The organism is Corallincola spongiicola, from assembly GCF_004284785.1.
Taxonomy (GTDB): Bacteria; Pseudomonadota; Gammaproteobacteria; order Enterobacterales; family Neiellaceae; genus Corallincola; species Corallincola holothuriorum.
On record NZ_SHLY01000009.1, the window covers coordinates 71,843 to 83,380 of the forward strand.

The 11,538-nt window shown below is 48.9% G+C and carries 16 protein-coding genes and 1 tRNA gene; 7 read left to right on the forward strand and 10 right to left on the reverse strand.

What is annotated here, in order from left to right:
* Nucleotides 1-18: 18 nt before the first annotated feature.
* From flgC to EXY25_RS17975, 4 genes are all read right to left on the reverse strand, one after another.
* Entirely contained in the window at nucleotides 19-432 is a 414-nt protein-coding gene (gene flgC, locus EXY25_RS17960) for a flagellar basal body rod protein FlgC (protein WP_114339786.1), read from the reverse strand.
* A gap of 2 nt (nucleotides 433-434) precedes the next feature.
* On the reverse strand, nucleotides 435-830 hold the full coding sequence (gene flgB, locus EXY25_RS17965) for a flagellar basal body rod protein FlgB (protein ID WP_114339787.1): 396 nt from the start codon (nucleotides 828-830) through the stop codon (nucleotides 435-437).
* 155 nt (nucleotides 831-985) lie between these two features.
* Nucleotides 986-1,816 (reverse strand): CheR family methyltransferase, encoded by an 831-nt coding sequence (locus EXY25_RS17970; protein ID WP_114339788.1) that lies wholly within the window; start codon nucleotides 1,814-1,816, stop codon nucleotides 986-988.
* 31 nt (nucleotides 1,817-1,847) lie between these two features.
* Nucleotides 1,848-2,777 carry a chemotaxis protein CheV gene (locus EXY25_RS17975; protein ID WP_114339789.1) on the reverse strand — a complete coding sequence of 310 codons (930 nt, stop codon included), beginning with the start codon at nucleotides 2,775-2,777 and terminating at the stop codon, nucleotides 1,848-1,850.
* Between the two features lie 121 nt (nucleotides 2,778-2,898).
* On the opposite strand from EXY25_RS17975, the gene flgA reads away from it, so the two are divergent.
* The 3 genes from flgA (at nucleotide 2,899) to flgN (ending at nucleotide 4,460) form a co-directional block, all read left to right on the forward strand.
* On the forward strand, nucleotides 2,899-3,591 hold the full coding sequence (gene flgA, locus EXY25_RS17980; protein WP_130567899.1) for a flagellar basal body P-ring formation chaperone FlgA: 693 nt from the start codon (nucleotides 2,899-2,901) through the stop codon (nucleotides 3,589-3,591).
* Nucleotides 3,592-3,676: 85 nt separating this feature from the next.
* A complete protein-coding gene (gene flgM, locus EXY25_RS17985; protein WP_114339791.1) occupies nucleotides 3,677-4,009 on the forward strand; it encodes a flagellar biosynthesis anti-sigma factor FlgM in 333 nt (110 codons plus the stop codon).
* Nucleotides 4,010-4,031: 22 nt separating this feature from the next.
* Nucleotides 4,032-4,460, forward strand: coding sequence for a flagellar protein FlgN (gene flgN / locus EXY25_RS17990; RefSeq protein ID WP_158538129.1), 429 nt, complete (start codon nucleotides 4,032-4,034; stop codon nucleotides 4,458-4,460).
* A gap of 26 nt (nucleotides 4,461-4,486) precedes the next feature.
* On the opposite strand, the gene EXY25_RS17995 is transcribed toward flgN, so the two are convergent.
* The 4 genes from EXY25_RS17995 to EXY25_RS18010 form a co-directional block, all read right to left on the reverse strand.
* Nucleotides 4,487-4,885 (reverse strand): hypothetical protein, encoded by a 399-nt coding sequence (locus tag EXY25_RS17995; protein WP_114339793.1) that lies wholly within the window; start codon nucleotides 4,883-4,885, stop codon nucleotides 4,487-4,489.
* A gap of 155 nt (nucleotides 4,886-5,040) precedes the next feature.
* Entirely contained in the window at nucleotides 5,041-5,499 is a 459-nt protein-coding gene (locus tag EXY25_RS18000) for an LPP20 family lipoprotein (RefSeq protein WP_114339841.1), read from the reverse strand.
* 17 nt (nucleotides 5,500-5,516) lie between these two features.
* Nucleotides 5,517-6,047, reverse strand: coding sequence for a FlgO family outer membrane protein (locus EXY25_RS18005; protein ID WP_130567900.1), 531 nt, complete (start codon nucleotides 6,045-6,047; stop codon nucleotides 5,517-5,519).
* Between the two features lie 187 nt (nucleotides 6,048-6,234).
* Entirely contained in the window at nucleotides 6,235-6,816 is a 582-nt protein-coding gene (locus tag EXY25_RS18010) for a FlgO family outer membrane protein (protein ID WP_114339795.1), read from the reverse strand.
* Nucleotides 6,817-7,050: 234 nt separating this feature from the next.
* On the opposite strand from EXY25_RS18010, the gene EXY25_RS18015 reads away from it, so the two are divergent.
* The 4 genes from EXY25_RS18015 (at nucleotide 7,051) to smrA (ending at nucleotide 9,964) form a co-directional block, all read left to right on the forward strand.
* The gene (locus EXY25_RS18015) at nucleotides 7,051-8,226 is read left to right on the forward strand and encodes a flagellar assembly protein T N-terminal domain-containing protein (protein WP_165419412.1); all 1,176 of its coding nucleotides are present in this window, start codon (nucleotides 7,051-7,053) and stop codon (nucleotides 8,224-8,226) included.
* Between the two features lie 58 nt (nucleotides 8,227-8,284).
* Nucleotides 8,285-8,361, forward strand: a tRNA-Arg gene (locus EXY25_RS18020).
* Between the two features lie 79 nt (nucleotides 8,362-8,440).
* On the forward strand, nucleotides 8,441-9,325 hold the full coding sequence (locus EXY25_RS18025; protein WP_165419413.1) for a TraB/GumN family protein: 885 nt from the start codon (nucleotides 8,441-8,443) through the stop codon (nucleotides 9,323-9,325).
* Nucleotides 9,326-9,379: 54 nt separating this feature from the next.
* A complete protein-coding gene (gene smrA / locus EXY25_RS18030; protein WP_130567903.1) occupies nucleotides 9,380-9,964 on the forward strand; it encodes a DNA endonuclease SmrA in 585 nt (194 codons plus the stop codon).
* 13 nt (nucleotides 9,965-9,977) lie between these two features.
* Here the strand turns inward: smrA and EXY25_RS18035 are convergent, their stop codons facing one another.
* Nucleotides 9,978-10,550, reverse strand: a complete 573-nt coding sequence (locus tag EXY25_RS18035) for a GNAT family N-acetyltransferase (RefSeq protein WP_130567904.1) — start codon at nucleotides 10,548-10,550, stop codon at nucleotides 9,978-9,980.
* Between the two features lie 56 nt (nucleotides 10,551-10,606).
* Nucleotides 10,607-11,470, reverse strand: coding sequence for a 2-hydroxyacid dehydrogenase (locus EXY25_RS18040; RefSeq protein WP_165419414.1), 864 nt, complete (start codon nucleotides 11,468-11,470; stop codon nucleotides 10,607-10,609).
* Nucleotides 11,471-11,538 lie beyond the last annotated feature (68 nt).

Genomic DNA, 11,538 nt, shown 5'->3' on the forward strand with positions numbered 1-11,538 from the left:
TAGCTCTCCTTACCCGACTTACTTGCCGAGCTGAAGCGTACGATTAAGCATCTGCTTTGCCGCATCAGCGATCTGAACATTGGTTTGATAACTTCGAGAAGCCGACATCATGTCCGCCATCTCTTCAACGGTATTAACGTTAGGCTTAAAGATATACCCCTGTTCATCCGCCATCGGGTGCTCAGGATCATATTGTCGAATCAGTGGCTTATCACTTTCGACGATCCCTTTCACCTCAACCGGAACAGCACTCTGGTCGCGCATGGCGCTGTCAAACTGCGCTGCAAATACCGGATGTCGCGCACGGTAAGTGGTATCAATACTGCTCGACACACTGTCAGCGTTAGCGAGGTTACTCGCGGTGGTGTTCAGACGGATAGACTGAGCACTCATTCCTGAACCTGCGACATCTAGAACGTTAAACAGACTCATGCCTATTCTCCTTTAATTGCTGAAGTAAGACCGCGGAACTTACTGCCTAAGAAGGTCAGCGAGGCTTGATGCTCCAAGGCATTTTGCAGGTAGTTATTCCGCTCTACCTGCATATCAACCGTATTTCCGTCGCCCGTATCAGGTTGATTGGGCACGCGATACTTAAGCTCGCCGGTCGGCGGCAAATTGACATTAAAATGCCGCTCATTAGTACTTGCCATGGCAAAGCCCTGCCGCGTCTGCGCATTAGCTAATGCCTGCTTAAAATCGATATCCTGCGCTTTGTATTGAGGGGTATCAGCATTGGCGATATTACTAGCCAAGACTTCAGCCCGCTGGGTACGGATACCGACAGTGTGCTGATGAATTCCCAATGCGCGATCAAAACTAATAGCCATAACGATTCCTCCACTGAAATTGTAAAAGCAATAGTCATGCCAAAGAATTTTTGGCGCTTACACGAAAGGCAAAAGAAGCAATACAAATAGGACAGACAAAAAATGCGCCAACCATGGCGCATTTTTAAGATAAGCAGATTGAGGGAGTAACCAGGCTACTTCTTCACTTTATACACGATCCCCGGATTACAACGGATCATCTCAAAATCATCACTGAGCCCAGTGATCGACTCTGACGCGCCAAGAAACAGGTGTCCTCCCGGGTTCAATGCGCCAGCAAACTGCTTCAATATCTTAGATTTCACTTCAGGAGAGAAGTAAATCAGTACGTTACGACAAAAAATCAGATCAAAACGCCCTAACAAGGCGTAACTATCCAATAAATTACAGTGACGGAAACTGACCAAGCCTCGCACTTTCGCATTCAAGCGCATTTTGTCGCCTGATGCTTCAAAGAACATACGCTTTCTTTCTGGAGACAAACCGCGAGCCAACGCCAAAGAGTCATATTCGGCGAGCTTACACTGCTCCAACATGCTATTGGATATGTCTGTCCCAAGTATCTTTCCACCACCCGGTAATGCCCCCGGCTTATTTTGCTGGTATTCCAACAAACTCATAGCAATAGAGTATGGCTCCTGACCCGAAGAACTTGCCGCCGACCAAATTTTGACGGGGCCACGATGACGAGCATATTCAGGCAGAATACGATTCTTCAACAGTTCAAAAGGATAGGTATCTCTAAACCACAAGGTTTCGTTGGTTGTCATCGCGTCAATCACTGATGCGCGCAGCTCTCGCTCTCTAGGCTGCATCGAGCGACGGATCAACTCAGACATCGATGCCAAACCGAACTTATTCATCAAAGGTGACAAGCGGCTTTTTACCAAATACTGCTTGTTTTCGCCCAGTACGATACCGCACTGTTGCTCTAAAAAGTTCCGAAATTCATTATATTCGGATTCAGCTATTGTTTTATGTGGCACGTCTACACCGTCTACTCGAAAGCTATCATGATTATTTATTACTCTTCTCTATCGCTTGAGTAACCGCACCAGCCAGTTCATCCGGATTGAACTTTGGAATAAAGTCATCTGCACCGACCTTCTTCACCATGGCTTCATTAAATACCCCACTCAAAGAGGTATGAAGGATGACATATAACCCCTGCAACTTGGGATTATTTCTAATTTCAGCGGTTAAGGTATACCCATCCATTTCGGGCATCTCAACATCTGAAATCAACAAAGCATATTTTTCTCTAATATCGTCAACGGATTCAGCCTCTTCTTTCAAAAGATCTAAGGCTTCTTTGCCGTCTTTTACCAGCTTGGTGGTCAACCCCAACGAGCTGAGGGCTCTATTGATCTGATTTCTCGCAACACTGGAGTCATCAGCAATCAAAACGGCACGGCCAGCAATTGTATCGGCTAACGTGCGATCAATCAGATCACCGCTAACCTCGGTATCTGTCGGCGCTATTTCATCGAGAATTTTCTCAACGTCAAGTATCTCAACCAGTTCGTTCTCTATTTCCGTCACAGCTGTGAGATAACTATAACGTCCGGCCCCTTTCGGCGGAGGTAAGATCGCTTCCCAGTTGATATTGACGATCCGTTCTACTGACTCGACCAAGAAGCCCTGAATCGAGCGATTATACTCAGCAATGATAATAAAGCACTTCGACAGATCCTGAATTGGGCGTCCGCCAATCGCTTGGCCTAAATCGATCACGGAGATGGTTTTACCGCGAATGTGAGCAAGGCCTCGAACAAAGGGGTGTAAACGGGGAATGCTAGTCAATGGCGGGCACTGCAGCACCTCCTTGACCTTGAACACATTAATGCCAAAACGCTGACGCCCTGTCAGTTTAAAAAGCAGCAATTCCAGCCTGTTTTGGCCAACCAACTGAGTCCTCTGATTGACCGTGTCTAGAATACCCGCCATAGCTTACTCCATCATTTAAAGGCACGCTTATTGCAGCGCTCCTTTTATAAATTTGCGTGACTGATGTTTGACGGACGGAACGCCTTCATTCATCTGACACAATACATAGCATAGTAAACCTATGAACAGATTAACTAAAACTCTAATATTTTTTATTGTCACAAGTTCACAGTTTGTGCATGCCAATGAACAATGGGAGTCTCACCAGCGACTACAAAACTTAGCTGAAACCTTTATTGCAGCTCAGTTTCCCGACGACAACATCAAGCGGGATATCACCGCGAATAAAATAGATGCACGCTCACGATACACACTATGCGATTCAGATATCGAAGCGGCGATCCCCGGAAAACAGCGCCTCAGTCGGAATGTCACCGTACAATTGCATTGCAAAGGCTCATCTCCCTGGCGGCTCTATCTGCCAGTAAAAATTAAAGAGATGCGCCAAGTCGTCGTCGCCAAAATAGGCCTAGCGAAAGGCACAGTGCTTAATCGGCAGCATTTGAAAATAGTTTATCAAGAAAACATGTTAACGAGAGGCAGCGTCGTTTCTGAGATGGAATCTGTGATCGGTGCCAAGCTTAAACGTCAGGTACGTGTCAACTCTCCCATCTTGGAGCAACAGCTCTGTGTTGTATGCAAAGGAGAAACAGTTACAATCGTGGTGAAGTCCGATGTTTTTCATATTCGAGCTGACGGTATAGCGTTAAGCGATGCCAGTCTCGGCGAACGAGTGAGAATTAAAAACAGTCGGTCAGGAAACACCCTTGAGGCACAGGTGTCTGCAGTCGGAGTAGTGACTGTCGCTATCTAACAAAAAAATACCAAATTAGTATTAAAGTTTGTCAGGTGGTTGCCGATAAAGGGATAGCGAGATTTTATCCCACGAGGAAGCACAAATGGCGGTTGATCTGAATAAGATTGTGCCTGGGAGACCACAGGATGTGGTGGCCAATAAGCAAGCGAGACAGCAAAACGTCCAGCAGCAGGCCACAACACAGGCAAAAGCACCTGAACAAAGTGCCAAACAGGCACAGGATTCGGTTTCAATAACACCGCAGGCGCAGCAACTGGCGCAAACGCAAAAGGCGATGGCTAAAGCACCTTCTGTTAGTCAGGAGAAAGTCGCGGAACTGCGTAAGGCGATCAGTGAGGGGAACTACAAAGTAGATCCTGACAAGCTGGCGAAAGCGATGACAAAACTGGAGTCTGAGCTGTTTGGTATAAATTAGATACCAATCAGGAGTAAAGCGCTTGGAAAACCAGGACCCTATCAAACAACTGCTGGATCATCAGGTTCAGCAGCTTGAGGCGTTGCAACGGCTGCTAAAAGAGGAGCTTGAGGCTCTAAAGCACCGCGATATAGAGAAAATCAACGACATCTCGCAACAGAAAACCCATCACTTGACCGCATTGCAACAAGCCGATGCGCAACTAGCCCCTTTACTCGCCAGCAAAGAGAACGCCAACCACAATGAGGCTCGGCAACAGATCGAACTGATGTTAGAAACCTGCAAGCAACTCAATGAGATTAACGGTCAAGCGTTAAAAATGAGTATGGCAGGATTAGCGCGATTACAGAGCATGCTGGCAGGTGTTAGAAATGAAAAAGCAGGGGTAACCTACGACCAAACAGGTCAGGCAAAATCCGGTGGCAAACTGGGGCATGGCTTTAAAGTTTAACTTTATCGCCCTGCCGCCTGGCAAGATTATTTAGTCGAATGACTGTCCGTTAGCTGCATCCAGCCGTGTTGTCGGTATTCAACTCGCTGTTCAACACGCCAAAATGCGTAACCCACTGGCGCCACTAACAACCAACTTAATGCTGAATCGCGGGTCGCGGCAAGTACCACACCACTAATACACACAATTAAAAAGGGTAACGCCTCATAGAGCCAAAACGGTCGGATCCGATCATGGACTCTGCGTTGATTCTTGCCATTATCTTTCCGCCGATAATTAGACCGCAAGATCCAAATATCAGCACCACCAAGAAATAACAAAATGGCAAACACTTGCCCCCAACCAAGCTCAAAACTGGCGATACCGATAAACCCAGCTGACAAATAAAGATAGGGAAGTAATTCATATACAGGGCGCTTCATCATTGCTGTCATCCTCGCGACGATGAAACTGGATAGCGTTACAGCAGCCTGCCAGTTCAGTTAACAGTTATCTAAAGGTTAGTGCAGGATTTTTGAAGCGGGTAATTTTTCATACCCGCTCAAGAAAAAATAAACTTGATACGATTTCACGGATAAGGCTAATAGTACTGAACGTCGTGAATTCGACGGGGCGGATTAAGTGATTGATAGACACGCTGTACATCAGCCATGTCCAATTCCAGCTCCGTAGCATAGAGATCGCCTAATGGGTACGTTCTGATAACCCTAGCTCCGCGCACAACACCACTAACAGCTACTTGCAGGCGATCTTCCGACAGCTCACTGCCTCCCATGCTGCTGCCAGCAGTCACTTGTTGGCCATAAATCTGTTCAGCAAGTTCACGGTAAGCATCCAATTTAGACGCCCTTATCGCTTGCAACATTCGTGTATTTTCATCCAAGCCAGGCTGCGAGCTGATCGGGGCATAGCCAACGGCATGCAAAACTGGATAGTGATCTGGGGGCACAGATTCCCACTCCACATGCTTGTCAAACATCTGACTGCAGCCAGAAAGCACCAAGGACAAAAACAACATCACTGATATCTGAATATTCATCATAACTGCCTCTGTCATCACCCTTGTTTCATCAATTGCACACCGTCTCGCATACTACTCGGCGCGATCTCGGCGAGCAGCTCATTGGGGATAAATCCCTGAGCAGACCCGACCACAATTTTGCTGGCAATATCCACCAGTCGCACATTGACCTGCACCCCCTTAGACATCGGCTGCAGCGTTCCGCTAAGCACTTGCACTATGGGCAGGTCACCTTTTAATTGGTTGAAGTTACGACTAAAAACAAAATCTCCTGTCGACGTCACCTGGATGTCATTTCGCAGCTTAAAGTCGACGACTTTACAGCCCTGCTGTTGCATTTGAGTAATAAAACTTTCCGCTAATGCTGTGCCCAACGGAGAGCTGACATTTAACGTTTCAATATCGACAAAAGAAGCGACAGCCATCATTTTGAAGCAACGTTGCGACATCGTGCCAACAAGCTCTTCAGCCATCGCCTCAACATGACTACTGATCATGGCTGAACGACTTTTGCTTGCCCAAGCCTCATCAGACAGCGCATGGGTCGCCACCGGCTCAATTGGCATCCGAGGCTCCTCAGCAGACATTTGTGGTGTCTCCGTCGCGCATGCAGAGAGCATAGCGACGAGAAGCGGTAGATAACCATAGGATGCAAAACGCATACTGACCTCTTATAAAATGCGATTACCCTTAGTATCGGCAACCTAACTAAAGGCTTGAGTGTCTGGTCGAGCTAGCTCTAGCCTGTCTCCACTAGCCACCTTTACGAATAATCATTCCTGATTGCGGTTCACGAGCAACGTAGCCTCCCGCGGCAGGCATACCTGCTTGCTCCACAAACAGTGACAGCGGCAAAAATGTCGCCGCAGTTGCCACTATTGCCCGTGACTCAACGCCGACGATCCTTGCTGTGACCTGCATACCATTGCTACCGCGCACTAAAGTGCCAGTCAAAATATATTCAATAGGATGGCGATGCTGTAACCGCAGGTAATCTCGACTTAATGTGAAATCCCCTTGGGGTGTCACATCAATGTCTCCAGTAAACTTGAAGTCGATTAAGGTCCAACCCATTTGCTGCAGTTCAACCATCACCAATTCAGATATCTGATTGCCATATATATCTGTACTTTCCAGCGTACCGATATCGACAAAACTGGTCACAGCAATCGGGGTCTTTGCTGACACATAACGGCTTGAACCAATCAGCTGCAGCGCCATCTGTTTCACATGCGTAGCAAGGTCTGCGGTCTGTATCGGTGGGGCTGACTCAGGAATATAAACAGCCTCCTCTTCGCTGGTCGAGCACGCGGCCAATCCCAGGCTTATGGCCATCACCAAGAGGATGCTTTGGAAAATTCTTAAAAGGCCCATCGGCTTCTCTACCCCACGTCAAAGGATTGTTCTCACCTAAAACAAAGCAAATGCTGTGCCATAGGCTCATAAATTTAGTCCCGCACGACTAACTGGCCTAATTTTTGCGAGCACCTTACACCATTAAAAGATAGTCATTGATTTGACACCGCGTTAGTCACTAACGCCTGCCGCCTCAACAGACTGGAGCAAATGATGAGAAACAAACTGCTAGCCTGCCTCCTGTTGCTTTTTAGCGCCCCGAGCCTAGGGATTTGGTATGAAGCAGAAGGCCGCGCAGCTATCTATTCAGGCGATGTCGCCAGTGCCAGAGAGCGAGCAACACAGCAAGCGATCCAAAATGCACTAGTTCTTGCCGGAGGAACGGTCACAAGCCTGCAAGAAGTTGCCGCCGGCAAAATCGTTAACGACCAATTTGAGATCCGCACCGCCGGAACCGTGCGAGATGTGCGCGTGCTTTCGGAGCGTCGTAGCGGAGACACGCTGTTTATTACGATCCATGCTGATCTCTTTCCACAGCAGTTACAATGCCAGAACGGCAGATCAAGAAAGTCACTGCTGTTGACACGATTTAAGGTCAACGATCGGATCAATGCGCGCACTGGCAACATTGACGAGATCGGTTTGCATACCAGCCAATGGCTGTACGACCATCTTAGAGCGGAGAGTCTGCACAGTTATCCAAAGCGCTGGTTAAATGAAATATCAACCTTTAACCCTTCCCTTTACAACAACCGCAGCGTGGTTTCACCACTCCTACCGCTGGTCGTGACCGAGAAAACCAATACCCAGTTAGTACTGTTTGCAGAGATCAGAGATCTCTCCTTCAATGGTGACCTGCCGGTTCGCAAATGGCAGCAGTGGCTCTACTCACCGCCAGAGCGGAATTTCGAACTGATGGTTTATCTTATCGATGGTATCAGTGGCGAACTGACGCTGGAGAGAAGTTATCGCAGTAAAGCCCCGTGGGAGTTTAAAGCAGAAGAAGCGGTGGCTTTAGGCTCTCGCCAGTTTTGGGAATCAGCCTATGGTAATGCCGTCTCCGATGTCATGTCGCAGCTACTCACAGATATAGATACGACACTAAGCTGCACTCCGGGACGCGGCCGCATCACCCATGTAAGGAACGACGCAGTTGAAGTCGATATCGGAGTCAGCAATGGCATCCGTGTTGGTGACCGACTAACCCTGCTGCACCGTGCTGCTCATGATGGGCAAGACAACCAACAACACGTACGACTCCTGCCCACTACCGTCCAGTTACGGATCACTGAATCCTATCAAAACCGCGCCGTTGCCCGAGTGACCGATCCGGCACTACTAAGCGGCGTTCAGATCCATGATCTGGTCGAACTTACCGGTACGCTTTAATTTCAGCGTTAGACCAGTATAATGCTGACCGCCGACCTCGTCGGCGGTAAAAATATTCGCTCCCGTGGCACAGCTGGATAGCGCGGCCCCCTCCTAAGGGGCAGGTCACAGGTTCGAATCCTGTCGGGAGCGCCATTTTTACCGAGTCTATTTGCAATATCCCCCATCATCAGGGCAAAGTTATCTCCTCTACCACCCGACTATGGACTTCAATATGCGTGCACTCTATGCCACGGCTTTAGCATTATTCATCTTTCTGCCCTGCTCTGTCATGGCCGCTATTTCCCCCGCACTTTTTGAAGTCAGTAAACAAGGGCATACCAGCTATTTCTTTGGTTCTGTGCATATGGGCGAAGCCCGCTACTACCCACTTCCTAGCGCCATTGAGCAACGCTTCAAGCAGAGCCAAAGGCTGGTGATGGAAATCGACATGGCCGATGAATCCGCCATCCAAATGGAAATGATGCAACTCATGATGCAGCACGGGATGTACCTCGATGGCAGCGATCTAAAAACCCACATCCCCTCATCGCTATACCGGCAAACGATGAAAACGGCCGAGCGCTTGGGCGTGCCTGCCAACAGCATTCAGCAGTTACGTCCATGGGCCGTCGCTCTGCTCATTGGCCAACACTATTATTTAACCATGGGTTTAGATCCAAATTGGGGAGTCGACCAGTACTTTAGTCAACAGGCAATAAAAACCGGTAAAGCCATTTATGGCTTAGAAACCCTTGCCGAACAGATTAATGCGATGTTGGCAGCTGACGGCGAAGGCAGCAGTATGTTGCAGCAAGTACTGGACGAAGCAGACAGCAGCAGTGACTACACCCAACGCATGATGACCGCTTGGGAAAAAGGTAACAGCAGTGAACTTAGCGCCATATTTAGTGAAGAACTAGACGACACACAGGCGGATAAACTGTTTGTTGAACATCTGCTATTAAAACGGAATCAAAATTGGCTGCAACAACTGAAGCCAATGATGAAGAAAGAAACGCTATTCGTGGTCGTCGGTGCTGCGCATTTAGTTGGTCCGGAGAATATTTTGGACAGCTTTCGCCAAGCTGGTTACCAAGTAAAAGCTGTCAGCTATTAAGCCACAATGGCAAGCAAGCGCTGGTAACAGTGGCAATGAGTTAGAGGTGCGCCAATGAGCGATGATGAGTATCTACTATTTGATGCCGAGATGGCGGACGTTAAAAAATTGGCCGGAACAGAAACGGTTGCCCATCACTCAAAACGTGCAGGATTAGACCAAGAGAAACAGGCCAAACGGGAAGCCGCACAGGCCAACCTATCTCAGCCAGATGATCCGCTATCAACAGAGATCCGCGATTTGATCGGGCCTGACGATGAACTGAGTTTTGTGCGCCCAGGTGTACAACATGGTGTTTTTAAAAAGCTACGCCAAGGACGGTATCAGATCGAAGCAAGACTGGACCTGCACCAACACTCCGTCGAGCAAGCGCGACTAGCGGTCAAAGGGTTTCTTGATGACTGCCGCCGAATGGAGGTGCGAAGCGCCATCATAGTCCATGGTATTGGTCGTCACTCCAAGCCCCCCGCCTTGCTTAAAAGTGCCGTTAATCAATGGCTGCAAGCATTAGCTGAAGTACAAGCATTTCACACCTGCCAACGCCACCACGGCGGACTCGGCGCCGTCTACGTGATGCTAAAAAAGGGAGCGACAAAAAAGCTTGAGACCAAAGAACGCATTCAACATCGCCGCGGATAGCCCGCGGCTAAATTCAACCTCTGTGACGGTTTAGTTGGCTAAAAACAAAGGGAGCCGTTAACCACTGTGGACTATCGTCCTCAGGCAACTCTTCCCATTCGGTTTGCTGGTTAAAGCAGTGAAAGCCACGGCGTTCATAATTGGCAAGGGCATACTTATGATCCTCACTGCAGGTATGAACCCAAACACGTTCTGGCGCTAACGACCAGGCACTCTGTATCGCCTCAACAAGCAGACGACTACCCAACCCCTTGCCGTAAAACGTGGGCAATAAACCAAAGAAGTGCAGTTCGACACTGTTATCTGGATGGGTAAACAGTTCGAAGTAACCTGCCAAGCTACCGTCGTAGGTAGCCATGAAAGTGGTGACACGTTCATCAGTAAGGTGGCTTAGCCACGCAGCGTAGTCCCACCCCAAACGGCTATACCAGCGCCAGGGACCGCCCACGGCACGAAACATGAATTGGTTGAACTCAGGCACGATATGCTGACAGCGCTGAACAGAAAAACCTGCTACAGGCTCAGCGGCAACAAGGTCATCAGGTGTCGTCATTTCCAGATAGTAAGTGGTCACTTGTTTTTTCAAAAATAGCTCCAACGCAAAAACAGATATAAGCAGTGGCGAATAGTCGCCCCTCCGACTCAATAACCCCGGTTTCGGTCGATCAAATGGTGCATAGGTAGTCCGCGGCTAACACGGCGATAATTTTCAATCACTTGCGCAACCACAGCATGCTGATCGGTCAAGGCAGCACAATGTGGTGTCACGACAATGTCTCTATGCTGCCAGAAGGGATGTTGCGCAGGTAAAGGCTCCTGCATAAAAACATCCAACGTCGCCCCCGAGAGCTGACCATCGCTGAGTGCAGCCAACAGATCAGTCTCCACCAAGTGCTCCCCTCGCCCCACATTAATCAAGTAGCAACCCCGCTGACATTCAGCGAACAGCTCCCCGTTGAGAATACCCCGAGTCGCGCTGGTTAAAGGCAAGGTATTGATCACATAGTCCGCGCTTGCCAAGGCGGCATGTAAAAGTTTTTTACCGCATATCGCCGTGTCATCGCCAGCGCGTGGCTCACGCACCCAGCGCACAACATGAAACCCTTGCAGCTCCAGCGCCCTAGCGACCGCACTGCCTATTTGCCCAGCCCCAAGCACAACGACGTTGTATTTAGGCGCTGCACTGATAGGAGCCCACTCCCGCCGTTGCTGTTGCGCCATTAAATCTGCCAGTCGCAAGTGATGGCGCAAAACATGAGCCACCACATACCGTGCCATAGCGTTCGCCAGATTGGGGTCAACAATGCGCGCCAAGGGTATATCGCGCAAAGCATTTAGCTCTAATAGACGATCCACTCCGGCGCCAAAGGCGATCACCCCCGACAGATTCTCAAAATCTGCAACCATCTGTTCGGTCACCGACCATACCAAGGCCACCTTTACGACCTCGGGTGCAGTAATGGCTGGCCAACACTGAATATCAATCTCTGGGCCTTGGCATCTCATTGCTGCCAACAGTGGCGAAACATCTCTATCTGGTATAACAACAGCTAACGACATATCAAAGAAGTGTG

What these genes read in the sequence shown, in the direction of transcription:
- EXY25_RS17975 (WP_114339789.1), bottom strand. Translation starts at nt 2,777, where the DNA reads ATGGCGGGTATTCTAGACACGGTCAATCAGAGGACTCAGTTGGTTGGC.
- EXY25_RS18015 (WP_165419412.1), top strand. Translation starts at nt 7,051, where the DNA reads ATGAGAAACAAACTGCTAGCCTGCCTCCTGTTGCTTTTTAGCGCCCCG.
- flgM (WP_114339791.1), top strand. Translation starts at nt 3,677, where the DNA reads ATGGCGGTTGATCTGAATAAGATTGTGCCTGGGAGACCACAGGATGTG.
- flgB (WP_114339787.1), bottom strand. Translation starts at nt 830, where the DNA reads ATGGCTATTAGTTTTGATCGCGCATTGGGAATTCATCAGCACACTGTC.
- EXY25_RS18040 (WP_165419414.1), bottom strand. Translation starts at nt 11,470, where the DNA reads ATGAGATGCCAAGGCCCAGAGATTGATATTCAGTGTTGGCCAGCCATT.
- flgC (WP_114339786.1), bottom strand. Translation starts at nt 432, where the DNA reads ATGAGTCTGTTTAACGTTCTAGATGTCGCAGGTTCAGGAATGAGTGCT.
- flgA (WP_130567899.1), top strand. Translation starts at nt 2,899, where the DNA reads ATGAACAGATTAACTAAAACTCTAATATTTTTTATTGTCACAAGTTCA.
- EXY25_RS18005 (WP_130567900.1), bottom strand. Translation starts at nt 6,047, where the DNA reads ATGCCAATTGAGCCGGTGGCGACCCATGCGCTGTCTGATGAGGCTTGG.
- EXY25_RS18025 (WP_165419413.1), top strand. Translation starts at nt 8,441, where the DNA reads ATGCGTGCACTCTATGCCACGGCTTTAGCATTATTCATCTTTCTGCCC.
- smrA (WP_130567903.1), top strand. Translation starts at nt 9,380, where the DNA reads ATGAGCGATGATGAGTATCTACTATTTGATGCCGAGATGGCGGACGTT.
- EXY25_RS18010 (WP_114339795.1), bottom strand. Translation starts at nt 6,816, where the DNA reads ATGGCCATAAGCCTGGGATTGGCCGCGTGCTCGACCAGCGAAGAGGAG.
- EXY25_RS18000 (WP_114339841.1), bottom strand. Translation starts at nt 5,499, where the DNA reads ATGAATATTCAGATATCAGTGATGTTGTTTTTGTCCTTGGTGCTTTCT.
- EXY25_RS17995 (WP_114339793.1), bottom strand. Translation starts at nt 4,885, where the DNA reads ATGATGAAGCGCCCTGTATATGAATTACTTCCCTATCTTTATTTGTCA.